Origin of the sequence: Pseudomonas sp. GGS8, from assembly GCF_024168645.1 — a bacterium.
In the GTDB taxonomy this organism is placed as follows: Bacteria; Pseudomonadota; Gammaproteobacteria; order Pseudomonadales; family Pseudomonadaceae; genus Aquipseudomonas.
The window spans coordinates 3,384,622-3,404,957 of record NZ_JALJWF010000001.1; the positions used below are offsets into that span (position 1 = coordinate 3,384,622).

The following is a 20,336-nucleotide window of genomic DNA, read 5'->3' on the forward strand; positions in this document are numbered from 1 at the left end:
TTTAATAGACGGGGGCGCGAGCTCCCGTTTTAATTTCAAGAAGGAGGGCGCGACCATGAGCCGGATGGCCACCCGTTTACGCAATGCCAGTTTTGCCACGTTGCTGGGCCTGTGCGCCAGCAGCGCCTTTGCCCAGTCTCCTGCCGAATTCGTCAATGAGGCGTCGGCCCAAGGTCTGGCTGACATCGAAGCCAGCCGCCTGGCACACCAGAAAACCGCATCCAAAGAGGTCAAGGATTACACCATCGTGGTGATCAACGATCGCACCACCGCCAACCAGCATCTGGCGAAAATTGCCAAACAACTCGATTTACCGGTCGCACCACGCGAGGAGGTGGTCGACAAGGCCAAAGCCTTGATACCGCCAATGAAGGACGACGCCTCTTTTGATCAGGCCTATGTCGCCAGCCAAATGAAAACCACCCAGGAAGCCATCGAACAGCTTCAACAAGTAGCGCAGACTACGGATGTGCCGCAAATCAAAGCCTTCGCCGAAGAAACCCTGCCCAAGCTGCAAAACCATCTGCAAATGGCCCGGGCGCTGCAAGCCAGTCGCTAGCTGCCTGCCCCGCGGGTGACCTCGGTCACTCGCGGGAAATGGGTCAGCATTATTTCAAATCCGGCTTCTTTGTTTCTTCGACGACCGTGCCGTCCAGGGAAATCGTTTCCCCCTCACCGAGGCTGCGATATTTCTTTCTCAACGCTTCCAGTTGATTGAGGTCCAGCGATTCGAGCCCCCAGCATCGCGTTCTGCGCTTCCTTGGTTACCCGCAATAACTCATCGATCTTCAAGTGCAAAATGTCCGTGTCGCGGTTCTGGGTGTTCTGGATCAGGAACACACCATTTCCTGTCCGAGTAGGTCAGTGCTTCAAGCTCCTGAAACTGGAGAAGAGCATGAACCTCGCCCGAACATTTTGTCTTTCCTGCTGCCTGCTTGTGCTCTTCGTAGGAGTCTGACTTATGGCTTACTGCGTCTGGAATCTTTGATTGGAGTCTTTCTTTGTGCCGGTTTGTGTCTAGTATCAATGGGAGTCAATTTGCCAGCACGCAAACACACGGATCGACACGCCAAGTAAGAGGTCACTCATGGAATTCTTTGAGAAGTTAGCAAGTCTAGCCGCCAAGGTTCGTTTGCAAAGCGCTGCAATTCAAACAGAGGAGGCCACCAAGAATGCTTTCGTCATGCCCTTTATCAGCACTGTGCTGGGCTATGATGTCTTTGATCCCCGAGTGAGGTGACTCCTGAATTCGTTTGCGATATAGGAACGAAAAAAGGAGAAAAAATTGACTATGCGATCATGAAGGAAGGAGAGGTACAGATTCTCATCGAGTGCAAAAAAATAGGCGAGCCGCTGCACATCAATCATGCCTCCCAACTGTTTCGTTATTTCCATGTCACCAGTGCTCGAATCTCCATCCTCACCAATGGCCAGGTCTATAAATTCTTCACCGACCTGGATGCGCCGAACAAGATGGATGAGAAGCCGTTTCTTGAGCTCGACCTTTTGGATATCGATGAGTACTCCGTCCCTGAATTGATCAAGCTCACCAAGTCTGCATTCGACGTGGATTCGATCATCAACGCCGCAGGTGAGTTGAAATACGTCAGTCAGATCAAAAAGGTCATTGCTTCGCAGGTACTCAAACCTGATGACGACTTTGTAAAAGTCTTTGCCTCCCGGGTGTACGACGGGGTCATTACCCAGAAAGTCCGTGAACAGTTCCAAGAGCTGACGAGAAAAGCGGTCGTGCAGTTTCTCAATGATCAGATCAATGACCGACTCAAATCAGCCATGAGTGGTGCCATTCAGCCTGCGCTGGCATCGATACCTGCTCCAGCCAGCGGCGGAGATCTGACAGGTCAGCGTGATGAATCAGAGGATAAAGTGCTGACGACTCTGGAGGAGTTGGAGGGGTATCACATTGTTCGTGCAGTAGTTCGTTCGGTTGTGGACGCTAAACGGATAGTGCAGCGCGACACGCAAAGCTACTTTGGCATCTTGCTGGATGACAACAATCGTAAACCGATTTGTCGCCTTCACTTCAATCGTTCACAAAAATACATTGGGATTTTTGACGAAGAAAAAAATGAGACGCGGCATCCGATTGGATCGGTTGATGAGATTTACGATTATTCGGACCACTTGAAGAAGACTGTTGGATATTACAACTAGCACCGTTGAGTAATCGCCATATAAAAACCGGCCTTTGAGGCTAATGCCAGTCAGTGAAGTGAGTGAGCCGCTTTTCGTAGGAGCCAGGCTTGCCGGCGAAGGCGCACTTACGGACGCCTTCGCCGGCAGCCTGGCGCCTACAACTGACCTGCATTGGCCTCTGATGCCGGTTTTTTGTGCATATCTGTTCACGCCGACAGCGTTACCTCAGTCTTCCAGCTGAAGTACCCCAATGCTTCACAGCGCTGGTTGATCAGCATGAAGCTCAGTTCGCAGGTTGCCACGCCCGTGCTCAGTTGCGAGCACTCCCAATAATGATCATCGGCCTTGTGGCTACCCGGCTGGGTCGGGTTGGTGGGGTCGGGTGCGGGGACGGTCTGGTCGCCGTGGACGATCAGCTTGGGCGGCGAAAGGACCCCGGCATCGCTCACTGTTATGTTGTGAAATACCACGCTGTGTTCGGCTAGCAGGCTGACGGTTCTGCCGCGAATATGGAAGACCTTTCCGTTGTGGGCTGTCAGCATTATTTTGCTGTCATTTTCAGCACTTTGTGTCGTCGTGCTACTAGTCACGGGGAAGATGAAAACATCTTCAATCACAGTCGGGTTCTGCGATTCAAGACTGGGTTGCGGATAGTGTGAAAGCAACGATTCGGCATCGACAATCAGAAGCACACTACTGGCTATCACTGCACCCGCCGAAGGGGAGGTAATCGGTTCGGAAGTCATCATGGATCCTTTCATGATGTTGACGCAAAACGGTAACCGCTTCGGTTCAAGCGAGACATCCTGTTCCAGCCGAGGCGGCACGAGCTCGGTAGGCCCCTCGTTGCCGAGGGGCCCGGCCCAGTATCAGTTACGGATGGTAATGAACGGATCCCATGTGCAGCAGCCGATGATCTGGCAGTCGCGATTCACGATCAGAAACTGGAAGTGATAGGTCACGCTGCCGCAGGCAAGGGTTTCCGAAGACCAGTAATGGTTATCGACCTTCTGGCAGCTGGGCACCGACGGATTGCTAGTGTTCGGGACTGCAAAGGAGGCGGTAGCCTTGCGTGGCGTGGGCGTAGAGATCAACTCGTTGCCTGCGTTACCGACGAACTTGTAGAAAATCACTGCTTGCTCGAAGCCCAGCGACAGGCTGGCTTCACGCCAGCGAATCAAATCGCCTACCTGGGCTTTCAAGTTGAGCTCGCCACCGGCCTGGCCGCTCACCACGTTGTTCTGATTGGTCACCATGTACACATGATTGACGTCGATCATCGTCGGCGCAGCAGGGTTTTTGCTGATGTTCGGGTAGTTTTTCAGAATGGTTTCAGTGTCGATGGAAACAAGTACATCCGTGACTCGAGACATAGTGAAGCTCCTTTTAACATAGTGATTGTCTGGCTACTGACCAGGCACGACAACGCTTGCTTGCCTTGTGGCTGTTGCGAACACACTACTGGGGAACCCACTCGATCTCGGGGGCGAGCTGGCCTTGCTCCTTGCCTTGAAATGACGGGTTGGGTTCCTTCCAACAGGCCGCGATAGGACTATAGATGCCATTTTTATACTGTCAAAAATGCTTTGATGGTCGGTCGACGAACGGTCATCTTCGGTTATGGCGTCCAACGATTTGGCGATAAAAAGGCTCATTCAGATCCCCGGTGTTTTTCACTCGTCAAGTGATCCGGGTTCAGGCAATAGACAGACAAGACCTGTTAAAAATGCAGTGAACCTGGCAGGAGCCTGGTTGGAAAAGGGGGCTGTTTTTTGCTGATTTACTCGATTTGGCTTTCAAGCCAGAGGAGGCTGCATGTGGTTACGTTACACGGTGTTGCTAGTGGTGGTGGTTGCTGCGGCAGGGTGTGTGCAGGAACGGGTCGTTCATGACCGGCGTCCGGTGCAGCGTGAATATGTTGAGGTCATCGCACCGCAGCCGCCACCGGAACGCGTTATTGAGGTAGAGCCCGCGGGGCGCCCGGGTTATCTCTGGTCCAGGGGGTACTGGCGTTGGGAAGGTGGGCGTTATGTCGCGGTTCATGGCCATTGGGTCCCGGAGCGGCCGGGGTATCGTTATGTGCATCCGCATTGGGAGCAACGTAACGATGGCTGGCATTGGCGGGTGGGGGCGTGGGTTAACTGACGCGGACGATGTATCGTAGCCAGCCGGTTGTCTGCCCCTGGCTACAACAATGCACCCGACAGGAGAGCGATATGAGTTGGTCCGCCAAACAATACGTAGCTTTTGAAGATGAGCGCACGCGCCCGGCGCGTGACTTGCTGGCCGCCATTCCTGCAGTGAACGTCCGTTCGGCCATCGACATCGGGTGTGGCCCCGGTAATTCGACCGAGTTGCTGGTGCAGCGCTTTCCCGATGCCGCGGTGCGTGGGTTGGACAGTTCGACCGATATGATCGAGGCCGCCCGCAAGCGTTTACCTCAGATGCGTTTCGACACCGCTGACATTGATACCTGGAACGAGACCGGCCCGTTCGATGTGATTTTCGCCAATGCGGTGCTGCAGTGGGTGCCGGATCACGCAAGGCTGCTGCCGTCGCTGGTAAACAGGCTCACGCCCGGCGGCAGCCTGGCGATCCAGATGCCCGATAACCTCAACGAACCGTCGCACCGGTTGATGCGGGAGGTCGCAGCGAACGGCCCATGGGCTGACAAGCTGACAAGGGCTGCTAGCCAGCGAACGGAGATGGAGGGTGCAAGCGGCTACTACTCGATGCTGCGTGGCCACTGCACCCGGGTCGATGTATGGCGCACCACTTACTATCATCCGCTCGCGGACGGTGCGTCGGGCGTGGTCGAGTGGTTCAAGGGCTCCGGTTTGCGGCCTTTTCTCGAACCACTGGATGATGCGGAGCGGGTGCACTATCTCAAGCAGTATCAGGCGGCAATCGAGCAGGCCTATCCAGCGCTGAGCGATGGTTCGGTGCTGCTGCCGTTTCCGCGATTGTTCATGGTGGCGACGCGCTGACGAACAAAGGGACACGCTTGGTCGATTGTCCCTTTTGTTTTTGTCACTAGAGCCCATTGGTGGGTTTCGTGAAGTATTCAAATGCGAATACGTATCAAAGGCTAACGATACGGTATACCATGCGCCGAAAATTATTGGCACGTATGCCGTCCCATTTGGCCTCTCCACCAAGGTTCATCATCAATGCGTCGTACTCTGTTTTCTATCTGTGTGCTCCAGGCGTTTTCTCCGTCTACATGGGCAGAGCAAGCCGCTACTGAAAAGGCCAGTCTGGAGTTGCAAGCGACCGACATCATCGGTACGACGGACTATGAAACGGCACAAGGGCCGGTGAAGGGGTATCACGCAACGCGGTCGGCCAGTGCGACACGCACCGACACTGCGATTCACGAAACGCCACAGTCCATTAGCGTGGTGTCCAAGGATGTTGTAGAGGACCTCGGTGCAACTCGCCTTCAGGACGCCCTCGATTATGCCGGCGGAGTGGGGCGGGCTAACAACTTCGGTGGTCAGGGGCTGACCACTTTTACGGTGCGTGGATTTACCACCGGAGAGTTTTATCGCAACGGTTTTCCGATCAACCGTGGTTATCCGAACATGCCGGATGCAAACACCATCGAGCGGCTGGAGGTGCTGCGCGGCCCAGCGACCATGCTCTACGGTCGAGGCGACCCGGGTGGCACGTTTAACGTGGTCTCCAAACAGCCGCTGGCTGAGCGCTCCGTCACTCTGGGGAGTCAGCTCGACGACCAGGGTATGCAGCGCGGTACGCTGGATGCCTCTGGCCCGCTCGACGAAGAAGGTCGTCTGGCGTATCGCCTGAATGTGGTGGGCGAGGGCGGGGAAACCTTCCGTGATCATGTCGAAACCGAACGCTATGGTGTGACGCCGGTTCTTTCCTGGCAGGCCAACGACGACACCAAGGTGATTTTCGAGGGCGACTTCATGCGCAACAATCACCCTCTGGACCGCGGTCTGACGCGTTATCCGAATCAAATTGGCACAGCGTCTCGTGACACCTTCTTCGGTGAAAAAGACGCGGGCAAATTGCACAACGACAACAACATGGCGCAGCTGCGGTTCGAGCACCTGCTAAGTGATAACTGGACATTGGGTGGTGGTTTTCAATGGCTCGATGGCACCTTGCAGGGCAACGCAATTGAAGCCAATGGTGTTGCCGCGGATGGGCGCACGTTGGGTCGTAACTTCAGCTACCGCAAGCTGGAGTGGACGGATAAAGACACTCAACTGAACCTCACCGGGCATTTCTCCACGGGCGGCTTCGAGCACACGCTGTTGACCGGTGTCGAGTACGAGGATTATGACTACAAGTCCATCATCCAGCGCTCCAGCGGAGCGGTCGGCGCTTATTCGATCGACCTCTTCAATCCGGTGTACGGCCAGCCTCGTCCAGCCTTGACCCGTACCCCGACCAACGACAAGGAAAACCTCAAGACATACGCAGCCTTCGTTCAGGATCAGGTGGCGTTGACCGAGTGCTTAAAAGTCCTGGCGGGCGCCCGCTTCGAGCGCTTTGAGCACGATTACGAAACTTTTGTGCCGGGTGGCAGGAGCTGGGCAGCGAGCGACAATGCGGTGACGCCGCGTCTTGGGGTGATTTACGATCTTACCGATACTGTCGCGGTGTATGCCGATGCAGCGCGCTCCTTCAAGCCCAATACGGGGGCCAGCCGCCAGGGCGGAGGTTTTGAGCCGGAAAAGGGTAAGTCTTATGAGATGGGTATCAAATGGGAAGCCCTGGATCGCCAGTTGAGTGTTGACGCGGCGATATACCAGATTGAAAAACGCAACGTCCTCACCACCGATCCTGTGGACTCTACATTCAGCGTAGCGGCCGGCGAGGTGCGCAGCCGTGGCTTTGATCTGAACGTGGCCGGCAATCTGACTCCAGAATGGCGAGTGATTGGCGGCTATGCCTATGTCGATGCCGAGGTCACCAAGGACAATGTGATCCAGTCGGGAACCCGGCTGATGAACATTCCGCAGAACAGCTTCAGCCTGCTCAACGTCTACGAGTTCCAGGATGGCACGTTCAAAGGGCTAGGCTTGGGTGTGGGGGGGAAGTACGTCGATGAGCGTGCGGGCCAGACCGCTAATACGGCGTTTTCGATGAGCAGTTACACCGTTGTCGATCTGCTCGGTTTCTACAAGGTCAATGACAAGGTCAGGCTCAATCTCGATGTGAAGAACCTGTTCGACCGTGACTATGAAGAAGGCGCCTTTGGCAATGTCTATGCCTACCCTGGTGAGCCGAGAACAGTTCAGGTCGGTATTTCTTACACGCTCTAGCCGATCTTCAAGAAGCGAGCCCCTCAAGGGGAATGCCAGTCAGTCAGGCTGACTGGCATTTTTATTTCCAGGCGGATACTTCGGGGATTCAAATCTGATGGCCCGAGGATCGATCAGGCATGGCATGGTGCCGCTAAAGCAACTGGTCAATCATAACCGCGTTGGTATAGATCACGCTGCCATCGCTCGCTCGATGCCCGACCAAATGGAACTGACCGCGCTCGTAATCGCGCTCTTTATGTATATAGACGCGCATTTGGCAATCGGACAAGGGGCCGTATCCCTCTGGCAAGACCAACTCCATTGTGCTCATGTCGACGTCGACCATGGCTTCACGCTCATGGGTCTTCTGCAGGCGTTCTTCAGCTTCCTCCAGACGCAGGTGGAGGGGGCCGTCGACGTAAAATTGGATCTCACCGACCGGGATGGACTTCTGGTCGGGACTGGGCTTGCACCAGCCTTCGAGCGTCAGGGCACTCATGACAAAACCTCCATCGTGGACTGCTGGACTCGGCGGCGCTTGTCTCTTTTTAACTCAACGCCATCACTGATCTGACTGCTACGCATAGGCAGGGTTCGTTTTTTTGGGCCGCTGCTGGCCGATCTCTGCCGTCCGCAATCTGAAATTGAGTATAGCTGGCAACCGGACCTCGCTTGCCCACCTCACGGTCCAGCCCGATGGCTCTATACTTCTTACTGACTTTGCCACCGGGATGGGTGGCAGTTGTCTGCCCTGCTTGGACGTCAGCGGCGATGCTTTGGCATAACCAATGAGCAACAGGAACAGGATGAAGAGAACATGGCAATAGCAATTGTCTTGATACTAATCGTTATTGCATCAGTACTCTTCAATATACTCGCGCCTTGGCATGCAACACCGGCAGCTTCCAACTGGGGATCCATAGACACCACCCTGTTCATCACCCTGATCATTAGCGGAATATTCTTCATCGCCATCACGGTATTCATGGCGGTAGCCGTGATGCGTTATCGTCACAAGGAGGGGGCCAGGGCGCACTACCAGCCAGAAAGTAAAAAGTTGGAGTTGTGGTTAATCATCGTTACCTCGGTAGGTATTATCGCCATGCTGGCGCCAGGCCTGGTTGTTTACAATGATTTTATCCGGGTGCCGAAAAATGCCTATGAGCTTGAAGTGATCGCCCAGCAGTGGCAGTGGGCCTTTCGTTTCCCTGGTAAAGACGGGAAGTTGGGTAAGTCGGATATCAAGTTTGTTGATTCCACTAACCCCCTCGGCCTTGATCCCAATGATCCTGCCGGGCAGGACGATGTACTGATAAAAAGCAATGAAGTTCGTCTTCCGGTCGATAAGCCGGTGAAAGTTTTACTGCGATCCAAAGATGTACTGCACGATTTCTATGTACCGCAAATGCGCAGCAAGATGGACATGGTGCCGGGGATGGTGTCGTACTTTTGGTTTACGCCGACCAAATCCGGGGACTATGAAATCCTGTGCGCTGAATATTGTGGTGTCGGTCATTACAATATGCGCGGCCATATGATCGTGGAAGAACAGGCCGTCTTCGATCAATGGCTGAACAGCCAACCGACGTTTGCGCAGACATTAGCGACAGCTGCCAAGCCCAGTCAGGACAGTGTGCTGGAAAAAGGCCGCCTGTTGGTCGAAAAGTACGGTTGCGGGGCCTGCCATAGCCAGGATGGCAGTGCCAGTCTCGGGCCGGGATGGAAGGGCTTGTACGGCCGCACTGAACAGCTTGCCGATGGCAGCAGTGTGCAGGTCGATGAGGCTTACCTGAAAGAGTCGATCCTCGATCCGAAGGCTCGCCTGGTACAAGGCTACCCTCCGGTCATGGTGACCTATACTCTCAATGACGATGAACTGGGTGCACTCGTCGCCCTGATCAAATCACTGGGTGCTGCGCAACAAGGCGATGAGTCTTCTGCCGGCCAAGCGCCGAGCCCCGGTGAAGACTTGGCGGCGCAGGGACAGCAACTGGCCAAATCGCTCGGTTGTCTGGCCTGCCACAGTGTCGATGGCAGCAAGGGCATCGGCCCCAGCTGGCAGGGCCTGTACGGCAAGACAGAGACCCTTGCCGACGGTACAAGCGTCAAGGTCGATGAGGGCTATATAAAAGACTCGGTGCTTAATCCCGCTGCCAAAATCGTCAAGGGTTACGCAGCTGTCATGCCGGTCTTTACTCCCAGCGATAAGGAGTTGAATGCACTGATCGCTTTTATCAAATCCAAAGCGAATGCCGACGCTGATGCGAGCAAGGCGCAGCCAGGGAAATAGCCGTAAGCAGCCAGCAATACACCGAAACTTCGACAAGAGGATGACGTGATGGCCTATGCGGACCAAGCCGAAACAGAAGCACTGCACGAGCCCAAAAGTTTCCTGACCAAATACATCTGGAGTCAGGACCACAAGGTCATCGCCATTCAATACTCCTTGACGGCTCTGTTCGTGGGGCTTATCGCCGTGGTGTTGTCCGACTTGATGCGCATACAGATAGGCTTCCCCGGCAGCTTGGCATTCATGGACGTCAATACTTACTATCAGGCGATGACCATGCACGGCATGATCATGGTCATTTATTTGCTGACGGCCCTGTTTCTGGGAGGCTTCGGTAACTATCTGATCCCGCTGATGGTGGGGGCCCGCGATATGGTCTTCCCCTACGTCAACATGCTGAGCTACTGGTTCTACCTGCTAGCGGTAGTGGTGTTGCTCTCCAGTTTCTTTGTCCCTGGCGGCCCCACCGGTGCGGGCTGGACGCTCTATCCGCCACAGTCCATTTCTCAGGGGACACCGGGGGTCGAGTGGGGCATCGTCCTGATGCTCGTCTCTCTGGCGATTTTTATTGTCGCAGCCACCATGGGCGGGCTGAACTACGTCACCACGGTATTGCAGGCGCGCACGCACGGCATGACATTGTTTCGCATGCCGCTCTCCGTATGGGGCATCTTCATGGCCTCGATCATGGCCTTGCTGGCCTTCCCGGCGTTGTTTGTCAGTGCAGTCATGATGCTGTTCGACAAGCTGTTGGGCACCAGCTTCTTTATGCCGGCGATCATCTCGCTGGGGCAGCAGCTCAATCATCAGGGCGGCAGCCCGATTTTGTTCCAGCACCTGTTCTGGTTCTTCGGCCACCCGGAGGTCTACATCGTGGCTCTTCCTGCGTTTGGCCTGGTCTCCGACTTGATCAGCACGCATGCGCGTAAAAATATCTTCGGCTACCGAATGATGGTGTGGGCGATCATTGCGATTGGCGTGCTCAGCTTTGTGGTCTGGGCGCACCATATGTATGTCAGCGGGATGAACCCGTACTTTGGCTTTTTCTTCGCCGTCACCACCTTGATCATCGCGGTGCCGACTGCACTGAAAGTCTATAACTGGGTGCTGACCCTGTGGCGGGGCGACATTCATCTGACCGTGCCGATGCTGTTCGCCTTGGCCTTTATCGTCACGTTCCTGGTGGGCGGTCTGACCGGGTTGTTTCTCGGCAATGTGATCGTGGACATTCCGCTCTCGGACACCTATTTCGTCGTCGCCCATTTCCATATGGTCATGGGAGTCGCGCCGGTACTGGTGGTGTTCGGCGGCATTTATCATTGGTTCCCGAAAGTCACCGGGCGCATGTTGAATGACACCCTGGGCAAGCTGCATTTCTGGATTACCTTTCTAGGCACCTACGCCATCTTCTTCCCCATGCATTACCTGGGTTTCCAGGGCATGCCGCGCCGTTACTACGCCTATGAAAACTACGCGTTCATCCCGCAGTCGGCGCAGGAGTTGAATGCCTTTATTACGGTGGTCGCATTGACCGTCGGCGTTTCCCAGTTGCTGTTTCTGTTCAACCTGGCCTGGAGTGTATTTAAAGGTAAACCCGCGGGAAGTAACCCTTGGGGGGCGGCCAGTCTGGAATGGCAAACGCCGAACACCCCGCCGGTACACGGTAACTGGGGAGCGAAGCTGCCGGTGGTGCATCGCTGGGCCTATGACTACAGCGTGCCGGGGATAGACCAGGATTTCGTTCCGCAAACGGTCTCCGCCGAGGAGTTGGAGCAAATGCGGCAACTCAGTGGCGGAACCAAGATAGCGGACGTTAAAACATGAACAGACTGCTATTGAGAAACGCCGATGACGCTGACCCCGGCGGCAGTTGGAATCGCGATCCTGAAGGTATTCAGGCCGTCGCCGATAGAAGCCAAACGGCAAGAATAGGCCTGCGCTTGTTTCTGGCTGTGGTGAGCTCGTTATTCTTTCTTTTTCTGCTCGCCTTTATCGCCCGCTCACAAATGGCCGACTGGCTACCCCTGACAGACCCCTTGGCGCCGTTAGCCAATCCATGGCCGTTGTGGGTGAATTCGGCTTTTCTGGTCTTCAGTTGCATCGCACTGCAGTGGTCGCGCCTGGCCGCCCGAAAGGGTCAACTGGATGCAACGGTTATTGGTTTTGTAGTGGGGGGCGTATTTGCAATGGCCTTTTTGACGGGACAACTCTGGGTCTGGCAGCAGTTTGTCGCCTGGGGCTACTTTGTCGCCAGCAATCCGGCTAACAGTTTCTTCTACCTGTTGACCGGTGTGCACGGCCTCCATCTGTTGGGCGGGTTGATAGCCTGGGGCAGAACCGTCGTTAAATTTCTGCGTCATGTGCCATTGCCGCAACTCAGCGCCAGCGTAGAACTCTGTGCCATCTATTGGCACTACTTATTGGGTCTTTGGTTCGTGCTATTCGCGCTGCTGACCAGCACGCCACAAACCTATGAAGCCATCGCCAGATTCTGCGGCCTGAGGTGAAAAGCCATGGCATCGCACCCACAAGCCCCAAGCGAGTCAAGTTCATCCAATCCACCAGGCTCGCCATCTGCACCCGGATGGCAGGGCATCGCCAGCGACTGGGCCTCGGACAGGGAGGCCTTCAAGCAGGTCCCCTGGGGCAAGGCGATGATGTGGATATTCCTGCTCAGCGATACGTTTATATTCACCTGTTTTTTAACCGGCTACATGTCGGTCCGCATGACCATCACCGCTCCTTGGCCAAACCCCAGTGAAGTGTTCGCATTGACGATCGGCGGCCGAGAAATCCCGCTTATCCTGATCGCCATCATGACTTTTGTGCTGATCAGCAGCAGCGGCACCATGGCCATGGCCGTTAACTTCGCCTATCGCCGTGATCGCGCGAAAACCACGGCCCTGATGCTGGCGACCGCGGCCTTGGGCGTGACCTTCGTCAGCATGCAGGCATTTGAATGGAGCAAGCTCATCGCCGAAGGGGTGCGTCCTTGGGGGAACCCCATGGGCGCGGCGCAATTTGGGGCCAGCTTCTTCATGATTACCGGTTTCCACGGGCTGCATGTGTCAATCGGCGCCATTTACCTCAGCATCGTGGCGATGAAAGTCAGGCGAGGCGATTATGAGCGCTCCGGAAACTATCAGAACGTCGAGATAGCCGGGCTTTACTGGCACTTCGTGGATTTGGTGTGGGTGTTTATTTTTGCTTTCTTCTATTTATGGTAGAGGAGCCTGATGATGGCGCACGCTCAGGGTCAGCAACATCCGATTAGTTTGTACCTCAAAATCTGGGGGCTGTTATTCGTCCTCAGCACGATGTCGTATCTCGTCGACTATTTTCACTTCCATGGCTACCTTCGGTGGGCCCTGATTATCACTTTCATGTTGTTGAAGGCAGGTTTAATTGTCTCCATCTTCATGCATATGGCCTGGGAGCGGTTGGCCATGGTCTACGCCATATTGGTGCCACCGTTGTGTTTGCTGGTGCTCGTCGGGCTGATGGCCACCGAGGCGGATTATGTGTTCCTCAGCCGGGTCATTTTCTTCGGTCAATAAGCCGCTTACGGAGGGCCTTGAGCCTCCGGGTTTAGTCCGCAATAAATGGCGTTATATCGTTCGTTTGAACTGATGCCATTTGTGCAGCCAGGCGACTGTCCAGTGAGGGGATGCCGCACCCGTACCGGCGATCGTCAGCTTTGGATGATGTTCAATGACCCGATCCAATACCGGCTCCTGATTCGGTTCAACATCCACGAAGAAGATATGTTTGCCGTCTTCTACCATCTGTTTAAAGTTGCGGAAGTGCGCGTTCGGCACCTGGATACCAAAAAAGCCGCCTTCCCAGATGCAGAAGCCAAATATAACAATGGCAAGGAAGATAAAAGGCACCCAGCCTGCGGCGGTTTCGGTCCAGCCCATCCAATAGGCACCGCCAAGGATCAGCGCCGCGAGTGGCACACCAACCACTGCGCCAATCTCGCCAGAGTGAACAACATCCTGTTTCATCAACGAGTTGACCTCGTGGAGGTGATGTTCTTCAACATCTGCCACTTGTTCACTGAGCACATGAATTTGTTCGGTATTGATGCCGTTGGCTTCCAGTTCAGTTTCAACGGCTTCGAGATCGTCGAGATTGTCACTGATGTAATAGTGTCGGTTCATGCCACACCTCCCATCTCGTGTTGGCCGTAGGCCTCCTCTGTCCTGCAGCCGTAAACTGAGATTTGCAGTCGGTATCTGCGCCCGAGGGGAACGTTGCACACTTCATGCAATCCGTAGGAAGTATAGCATTCGCTGGTATGCGGGGCGGGAGGCGTCAGGGTCTGGAAGGAAGCATTGGGGCTTGGCGTGCGCCGACGAATTCTGCATAGCAACGTAACCGGTTCGCCCCAACGAGGGCGGAAACAGGAGCAGATGCTCATCCCATCTCTCGATCCTCAAACGCAGAACGCACGGCCTCTACGACGCGCTCCGCCATGCGCTCATCTTCAAGCTGCGGGTACCCTTTCTTTAGCTTGCCGGACACTACCCAGCCGTTCTCCTTGATGGAACGGATGATGCGGTTCGCATCCAGGTCTGGCATCTCCAGTACCTCTTTCAGCTGCTCCTGAGCTCGCTGAAAGATCACCAGTACTCTGGCTTCATTCGCCATTTCCTTTCGAATCGTGTGCTCGACGACGCGTGCGGTGTACAGAACGTGTTCGGTCAGATCGGGATAGCGCCAGGCGAAACGCGCGTCCTCGTATTCATCGAAGATGAAGTTGCTGCGAGTTCCGTCCTCGTAGGTCACGAGTTCGCCGAACCGATAGGCCGCTGCGTAACGTCGCATGAACGGGCGCGAGAACACTTCGAGCGTACGGTCGTAGCCGGCTCTGAAGTCGATCGAACTCGTGATTGTGGCTGACACTGGCAGTATCACGCCGTCGGGCACTGCCTTATCCCGAATCAGGGTGTCGTTGATCAGGAAGCGATGAATCCGGCCATTGCCATCGCGCATGGGATGGATGTAGACAAAGCCAAATGCCAACACAGCGGCTCTTGCCAATGATTCCGCACCACGCGTTGCAACTTCAAACTCATTGAGTCCTGCCAATAGCTGAGCGAGATCCGCGAAATGTGGGGCAATGTAATGCACGATGTCCTCGCGCATCGTGGCTTGTCCCACAAACACCGGAGAGCGCCGCAGGCCCAGTCCAATGGCATCACGCCCCAGAATGCCGGCTTGCAGGGAGTGCAGGCTGTCGTTGCTCAACGGGTCTTTGATATGTCCGCAGTACTGGGCGATGACATGGGCAAACCGCTGGATGCGATCGGCCTGGTCGGCTTCCTTTTCGATGAGAAAGCTCGCGCGCGATTCCTTGAACGTCAGCCAACTAGCGGTACGCATCAGGATGTCGGGGCCAAAGGCCTGATCCAATTCATCCAATGCCTCGCGTAGATCGAATTGCAGGGCCTCCTGCACTGGCGCCGTACGACGAACCAAGGGGCAGAACTCAGCCGTCCCTGGCAGGTTGTTATTGACTCGCCAACGCCGCGTTCGCAGCGCCTCGCGACGAGTCAGGTAATCCTTTGGCGAAAGTACATCGACATAGCCGCCATTGGTCACGTCTGGCACATCCAGACGTTGCCCTGTCAGCCATTCGTAGAGGAATCCCGTGCGACGGGCATACTGGCCGAATGGCTCCCGTCGACACCAGTCTTCGACAGGCTGCGGACCTATGGCCGCAAACAGGCGGGCGAAGAACTCGAGATGGATCTCTTCGTACTTGAGGCCGAACTCGAAATGCCCTGCGAAATCGTCTGCGGGCCGATAGCTTGCCGGATACCGGTTCTCCGCATTGCCGTCACTTTCGCGACTGACACGTACAGTGCCGATCATCGAGTCGACTCGTAGGGGCTGTACCAGTGCGATGTCGTAACGATTTGCGAGGGTCTTGAAACCGACTTGCATTGACGAAATCCTTTACTGGGGCAAGAAAAACGCTAACAGAACGTCGATCATATGCGAAAACGCTAATTTCCGTGGATATGAAAATCTTAACGTTTAATGAAATTCGATAATAAATCCGTGTCTCTCGAAAAAAACGCTAACGGACTTCAGGGTAGTCGCTAGCGCCCCGAGAGCACTTACTCATCGATCAGCGGACAACGGGACGAAAATGGGGAGATGCCTCAGAGCCCGATTCCACCAAACCCCAGACACAAAAAAACCGGCCATCAAGGCCGGTTTTTTCTTTACTTGCATCCCCCGTCAAAAACGACGTGAGACTGAAATCTGATTGGAGCGGGTGAAGGGAATCGAACCCTCGTTATCAGCTTGGGAAGCTGGAGTAATGCCATTATACGACACCCGCTCAGAGCGGCTGACTTTGTACCAGATGTGAGCGCGGATTTGAAGTTTTTCTTTATGCGCGATGGCTTTAGCGCCAGGTGAAACACAAACAGGGACCGCTTGGCGGTCATTCGCGGGCAAGCCTCGCACCTACGGGAGTGCGTTCAACACAGTAGGGCGGGACTTGCTCGCGATGACTCTGTTTCAGATTGCAAATGCATGGTGGTCCTGGACGTACTGGTAACGCGGTCGGCTTTCGAGTTGCGCCGGTTTCAGGAAGCCCAGCAGTGCGTTGCGGCTGTCTTGGCAAGCGGTTTTGTGTTCCATGTCGAGAAAGTGGCCGGTGGCCTGAAGGGTGCTGAAGGTGCTGTGTTGCACATGGCCGGCGAACAGCTTGGCATCGGCGGGGGCGGTGTACTCGTCCCATTCGCCGTTCATGAACAGCACTGGCACATTGATTTTCTTTGCCGCGTTCAGGTAGCAGTCGCGATCGCTGTTGAGCACGTCGTTGATGTGAAAATGCATTTGCCCGTATTCATGTTCGGCCAAGGTGCTGACGTGACGGTGGTTGAAGCGCTTGAACAGCGAGGGCAGGTGTTTGCCAATGGTGCTGTTCACCAGGTGGCCGACCCGGTTACCGTCGCGGCTGCCGAGGTAATCGACACCGCGCTCAAGGTAGTCGAGCATGTGCTCGTTGACCACCGGCGAGAACGAGCTGATCACAGCCTTCTCGATGCGCCGTGGCCGTTGGGCGAGGGCGACGAGCGTGGCGGCACCACCAAAGGAGAACGACAGCACGTGTTCGGCGGCGAAGTGGTCGATCAGCTCGAGGAGGATCTGCCCTTCGATTTCCTTGGTCAGCATTTTCTCATGCAGGTTGTGAGCCTTGGACTTGCCCGCGTAGGGCTGGTCGTAGCACACCACATTGAACTGCGGATAAAGGTTTTTCACGGTCTGTGCAAACGACGCAGTCGTGGACATCGAGCCGTTGACCAGAATGATGGTCTTTTCTGCGGCGTCTGCGCGATAGAACTCCGTGTAAACCCGATACTGACCCTGTATATCCAGCACAGCGATTTCTGGCCTCATGACATAAGACTCCTGGCAAGCGGGTATGCGCGCAAATCAGATTGCACGAGCTTTGTGACAGGTAGGCATACGCCTGGAATTTTTTGAAGGCCCATGTCGATCCATTGCAGGCCGGTCGACGGGTATTGTTATAAGCGGGCAGTTTGCCGGGGGAAGGCGGAACCTGAGGGTTCTCTGCCGGCAAAAAGTTTCTTAGAGTAGTTTTGGTGACTCGTCGGTCACGTTTCGCGCCGACGTCCTGATTCAAGCAGGGGTCACGTCATCGCGCAAGTATCTTTCGTAAAATGTTCGACAACTTCTGCTGAGCGGTCGTTTGCTTAGATCAATCGGATCTCTGCGACGCTCAACGGCCGGTATTCGCCGGGCTTCAGCGCGTCGTCGAGCAGCAGCGGCCCCATGCGTTCGCGGTGCAGGCGCAACACCTTGTTGTCGAAGTGGCCGAACATCCGTTTTACCTGATGATAACGGCCCTCGACGATGCTCAGGCGCGCCGATTTTGCCCCAAGCACGACCAGTTCGGCAGGTTGGGTGGTGAGGTCTTCGAAGGCGAAGTACAGGCCTTTGGCGAACGTGATCGCGTAGTCGGCAGTGATCTCCTGCTCCGTCTCGACGTAGTAGACCTTGGGCAGTTTGGTCTGCGGTTGGGTCAGGCGTCGCGACCAGCTGCCATCATTGGTGATCAGCATCAGGCCGGTGGTGTTGAAGTCCAGGCGACCGGCGATGTGCAGGTCATCCTTGTCCGGTTCATGGATCAGGTCGAGCACCGTCGGGTGTTGCGGGTCGCGGGTGGCGCTGACGCAGCCGGGCGGTTTGTGCAGCATGAAGTAGCGGGCCGGTTTGCCGACTTGCAGCACTTCGTCGTCGACCTCCACGCGGCTGAACTCAAGCACCTCGGCGTGAGGGTCGCTGACGACATTTCCGTCGACCCTGACGCGTTTTTCCACCAGCAACAGGCGTACCTGCTTACGGTTGAAGCGGGGCAGGTTGCTGAGGAAACGGTCAACGCGCATGGTCAGGGATCGGTGGGAGGATTCGGTGGGAGAGCGCCGTGCATCTTACGTGATCGGCCAGGCGGCTGCTTGTAACTGCGCCTCGACCCGGGCGCAGGCCGGGCACAGGCAGGACTTGTCGCGCAGCTCGGCTGGCAGCGTTTCGAACACCGCCGGGTCGATGCTGACGCCGTAGCACCAGCAGGCACGATCGACGGTTCGTGGGTCGGCCAGGCTGCAGTCATTGGAAGCGCCGCAGGCCGGGCAGAGGTCAGGCGTATTCATGAAAGGGTCATTCGGTAATGGCCGGTTTGCTTGGCCCAAGCTGCGCATGATCGTCCGGCAGGCCGCCATGTGCAAGCTAACGCCCGCACATTCCTGAAGGGCCTTGCCGGCGATCCGGCGATCAACCCAGGCTTTTCAAATACGCCCGCCAGCCGCCCAAATGACTGATATCCACCGCGCCTTCCAACCCATACGGTTCGCAGATGAACCCGCTCTCCCAACGCCCATCCGCCAGTTGCACCTTGCCCAACCCCAGCGGCGCAGGAATCCCGGTGAGGAACGAACCCAATTCACTGTTCGGCAACTCCCATACTTCCACCGCGATGGCCGCGCCGCCCTCTTTAACGCGGACCATGCCGGGGCGATACGGTGGGCCGCCGGCCAGGGCGTACAGCTGATAGTCGGGAAAGCTGTGAGTGATTTCGACCAGCCGCGCTCCACGCTGTTTGAGTTGCCAGTTCAGCGCCAGCCCCTCCAGGTGCGCGCCGCAGACCACCAGCCGTGCCCGGTCATTGCGCGCGACGGCCGCCGGTACGGGTGAAGCCAGGCCCTGCTGACGTTGCAGGGCATCCGCCACGCTCAACAGATACTGATCGGTAAACGCACGACCAAACAGGGTCACCCCCCAAGGCAAGCCGTTGCCCATGACTCCGCTGGGTACGGCGACGGCGGCGTAGTCGAGCAGGTTCATGAAGTTGGTGTAATACCCCAGTTCCGAGTTGCGCAGTACCGGTTCGGCCGCCAGTTCCGCCAGCGTCACCGGGCGGCCGATGGTGGGCGTCAGCACGCAGTCCAGTCCCTCCAGTGCTCTGTCGCACAGCGCCTTCAAGGCTTGCAGCCGGTAGTGGGCACGGAAGGTTTGTACGCCGGTTACCGCCGGGGCCTTGGCCAGCACGGCACGAATCACCGGCAGCACCGCTTGAGGATGTTGCTCCATCAACTCGCCGGCCACGCTGTAACGCTCGGCCACCCATGGCCCTTCGTAGAGCAATCGCGCCGCTTCGAGGAACGGCGACAAATCCAGTTCCACCGCTTCACCGCCCAGGGCTTTGAGCTGGTCGATGGCGTCGCCGAACAACAGCGGGCCTTCAGGGCAGCCGAAGAATGCCAGGTCCTGTGCACGGGGCACACCGAAACGAAACGCGCGCGGCGTGCCGAAGGCCGAGCCGTCATTCCACAGCGGATTGCTGCGGCTGTATTCGTCCCGTGGATCGAGATGAGCGGTCAGAGCCAACAACTGACTGGCTTCCCGGGCCGTGGCCGTAAAGGTCGTGACGCAATCGAGCGTGCGACAGGCCGGAACCACCCCGGCCGTGGAGATCAGCCCTTTGGTGGCTTTCAAACCGACCAGATTGTTCAGCGCCGCCGGTACGCGCCCGGAACCTGCGGTGTCGGTGCCCAGGGCAAAACTCGCCACGCCGAGCGCCACCGCCAGTGAAGACCCGGCGCTGGAGCCGCCCGACGGATATTCCGGCAGCACGCTGTTCGGGCATGCGCCATACGGCGAGCGGCTGCCGTTAAGGCCGGTGGCGAACTGGTCGAGATTGGTCTTGCCCAACGGGATCGCGCCCAGTGCCAGCAGTTGCTCGACGATGGTCGCCGAACATTCCGGCAGGTAGGCAAACGCCGGACACGCCGCCGTGGTCGGAATCCCCGCCAGATCGATATTGTCCTTGATCGCGAACGGCACGCCGTACAGCGGCAGGCTGCCGGGGTCACGACCATCGAGGGCGGCGAGGTACGGTTCCAGTTCCTCGACGCTGAGCAAATGAATGAACAGGTGATAATCGGGGTTCAGCGCCGCGGCTTTTTCCCGCAGGTGCAGCAGCAGTTGCCGAGGCGTGGTGTGGCCGTCACGGTATGCGTTGCGCAGGGCGTCGAGTTGCAGATTGATGTTCATGGTTCAGATCCTTG

Annotated in this window: 18 protein-coding genes, 1 tRNA gene and 2 pseudogenes; 10 read left to right on the top strand and 11 right to left on the bottom strand. The window is 56.4% G+C overall.

What is annotated here, in order from left to right; all coding sequences use genetic code 11:
• Positions 1 to 55: 55 nt before the first annotated feature.
• Positions 56 to 559, top strand: a complete 504-nt coding sequence (locus tag J3D54_RS15310; protein WP_253419628.1) for a DUF4142 domain-containing protein — start codon at positions 56 to 58, stop codon at positions 557 to 559.
• A gap of 49 nt (positions 560 to 608) precedes the next feature.
• On the opposite strand, the pseudogene J3D54_RS15315 reads toward J3D54_RS15310, so the two are convergent.
• Positions 609 to 840, bottom strand: a pseudogene (locus tag J3D54_RS15315) (low affinity iron permease family protein); the annotation flags it as partial.
• A 247-nt stretch (positions 841 to 1,087) separates the two neighbouring features.
• On the opposite strand from J3D54_RS15315, the pseudogene J3D54_RS15320 reads away from it, so the two are divergent.
• A pseudogene (locus J3D54_RS15320) lies at positions 1,088 to 2,175 on the top strand (type I restriction endonuclease).
• 188 nt (positions 2,176 to 2,363) lie between these two features.
• On the opposite strand, the gene J3D54_RS15325 reads toward J3D54_RS15320, so the two are convergent.
• Together J3D54_RS15325 and J3D54_RS15330 are read right to left on the bottom strand one after the other, a co-directional pair.
• On the bottom strand, positions 2,364 to 2,903 hold the full coding sequence (locus J3D54_RS15325; RefSeq protein WP_253426633.1) for an AidA/PixA family protein: 540 nt from the start codon (positions 2,901 to 2,903) through the stop codon (positions 2,364 to 2,366).
• 123 nt (positions 2,904 to 3,026) lie between these two features.
• Entirely contained in the window at positions 3,027 to 3,530 is a 504-nt protein-coding gene (locus J3D54_RS15330; RefSeq protein WP_007903283.1) for an inclusion body family protein, read from the bottom strand.
• A 442-nt stretch (positions 3,531 to 3,972) separates the two neighbouring features.
• On the opposite strand from J3D54_RS15330, the gene J3D54_RS15335 reads away from it, so the two are divergent.
• The 3 genes from J3D54_RS15335 (at position 3,973) to J3D54_RS15345 (ending at position 7,454) form a co-directional block, all read left to right on the top strand.
• Positions 3,973 to 4,302 carry a hypothetical protein gene (locus tag J3D54_RS15335; protein WP_253419630.1) on the top strand — a complete coding sequence of 110 codons (330 nt, stop codon included), beginning with the start codon at positions 3,973 to 3,975 and terminating at the stop codon, positions 4,300 to 4,302.
• 71 nt (positions 4,303 to 4,373) lie between these two features.
• The gene (tam, locus tag J3D54_RS15340; RefSeq protein WP_253419632.1) at positions 4,374 to 5,144 is read left to right on the top strand and encodes a trans-aconitate 2-methyltransferase; all 771 of its coding nucleotides are present in this window, start codon (positions 4,374 to 4,376) and stop codon (positions 5,142 to 5,144) included.
• Between the two features lie 183 nt (positions 5,145 to 5,327).
• Positions 5,328 to 7,454: a TonB-dependent siderophore receptor gene (locus J3D54_RS15345; protein ID WP_253419634.1), complete on the top strand. Its 2,127-nt coding sequence runs from the start codon at positions 5,328 to 5,330 to the stop codon at positions 7,452 to 7,454.
• A gap of 133 nt (positions 7,455 to 7,587) precedes the next feature.
• Here the strand turns inward: J3D54_RS15345 and J3D54_RS15350 are convergent, their stop codons facing one another.
• Complete coding sequence (locus J3D54_RS15350) at positions 7,588 to 7,935, bottom strand: hypothetical protein (protein WP_253419636.1); 348 nt, start codon at positions 7,933 to 7,935, stop codon at positions 7,588 to 7,590.
• 318 nt (positions 7,936 to 8,253) lie between these two features.
• Between J3D54_RS15350 and J3D54_RS15355 the strand changes: the two genes are divergently transcribed.
• From J3D54_RS15355 to J3D54_RS15375, 5 genes are read left to right on the top strand one after another with little or no spacing between them, the layout of a single operon-like run.
• Positions 8,254 to 9,726, top strand: a complete 1,473-nt coding sequence (locus J3D54_RS15355) for a cytochrome c oxidase subunit II (RefSeq protein ID WP_253419638.1) — start codon at positions 8,254 to 8,256, stop codon at positions 9,724 to 9,726.
• Positions 9,727 to 9,774: 48 nt separating this feature from the next.
• Complete coding sequence (gene ctaD, locus J3D54_RS15360; protein ID WP_253419641.1) at positions 9,775 to 11,550, top strand: cytochrome c oxidase subunit I; 1,776 nt, start codon at positions 9,775 to 9,777, stop codon at positions 11,548 to 11,550.
• Positions 11,547 to 12,233, top strand: a complete 687-nt coding sequence (locus J3D54_RS15365; protein WP_253419645.1) for a cytochrome c oxidase subunit 3 — start codon at positions 11,547 to 11,549, stop codon at positions 12,231 to 12,233. Before ctaD ends, J3D54_RS15365 begins: the two co-directional genes overlap by 4 nt.
• A 6-nt stretch (positions 12,234 to 12,239) precedes the next feature.
• Complete coding sequence (locus tag J3D54_RS15370) at positions 12,240 to 12,953, top strand: heme-copper oxidase subunit III family protein (RefSeq protein ID WP_253419648.1); 714 nt, start codon at positions 12,240 to 12,242, stop codon at positions 12,951 to 12,953.
• A gap of 12 nt (positions 12,954 to 12,965) precedes the next feature.
• Positions 12,966 to 13,283 (top strand): cytochrome C oxidase subunit IV family protein, encoded by a 318-nt coding sequence (locus J3D54_RS15375; protein WP_007935708.1) that lies wholly within the window; start codon positions 12,966 to 12,968, stop codon positions 13,281 to 13,283.
• A 51-nt stretch (positions 13,284 to 13,334) separates the two neighbouring features.
• Here the strand turns inward: J3D54_RS15375 and J3D54_RS15380 are convergent, their stop codons facing one another.
• The 7 genes from J3D54_RS15380 to atzF form a co-directional block, all read right to left on the bottom strand.
• Positions 13,335 to 13,889, bottom strand: a complete 555-nt coding sequence (locus J3D54_RS15380) for a magnesium transporter (RefSeq protein WP_253419650.1) — start codon at positions 13,887 to 13,889, stop codon at positions 13,335 to 13,337.
• A 256-nt stretch (positions 13,890 to 14,145) separates the two neighbouring features.
• Positions 14,146 to 15,678: a Fic family protein gene (locus J3D54_RS15385; protein WP_253419653.1), complete on the bottom strand. Its 1,533-nt coding sequence runs from the start codon at positions 15,676 to 15,678 to the stop codon at positions 14,146 to 14,148.
• A gap of 329 nt (positions 15,679 to 16,007) precedes the next feature.
• Positions 16,008 to 16,081: transfer RNA gene (locus tag J3D54_RS15390), tRNA-Gly, on the bottom strand.
• 182 nt (positions 16,082 to 16,263) lie between these two features.
• Positions 16,264 to 17,148 carry an alpha/beta fold hydrolase gene (locus J3D54_RS15395; RefSeq protein WP_253419656.1) on the bottom strand — a complete coding sequence of 295 codons (885 nt, stop codon included), beginning with the start codon at positions 17,146 to 17,148 and terminating at the stop codon, positions 16,264 to 16,266.
• A gap of 317 nt (positions 17,149 to 17,465) precedes the next feature.
• Positions 17,466 to 18,158, bottom strand: coding sequence for a pseudouridine synthase (locus J3D54_RS15400; RefSeq protein WP_253419659.1), 693 nt, complete (start codon positions 18,156 to 18,158; stop codon positions 17,466 to 17,468).
• Positions 18,159 to 18,203: 45 nt separating this feature from the next.
• Positions 18,204 to 18,422, bottom strand: coding sequence for a cysteine-rich CWC family protein (locus J3D54_RS15405; protein ID WP_253419662.1), 219 nt, complete (start codon positions 18,420 to 18,422; stop codon positions 18,204 to 18,206).
• A gap of 121 nt (positions 18,423 to 18,543) precedes the next feature.
• A complete protein-coding gene (gene atzF, locus J3D54_RS15410) occupies positions 18,544 to 20,322 on the bottom strand; it encodes an allophanate hydrolase (RefSeq protein WP_253419665.1) in 1,779 nt (592 codons plus the stop codon).
• Between the last annotated feature and the right edge of the window lie 14 nt (positions 20,323 to 20,336).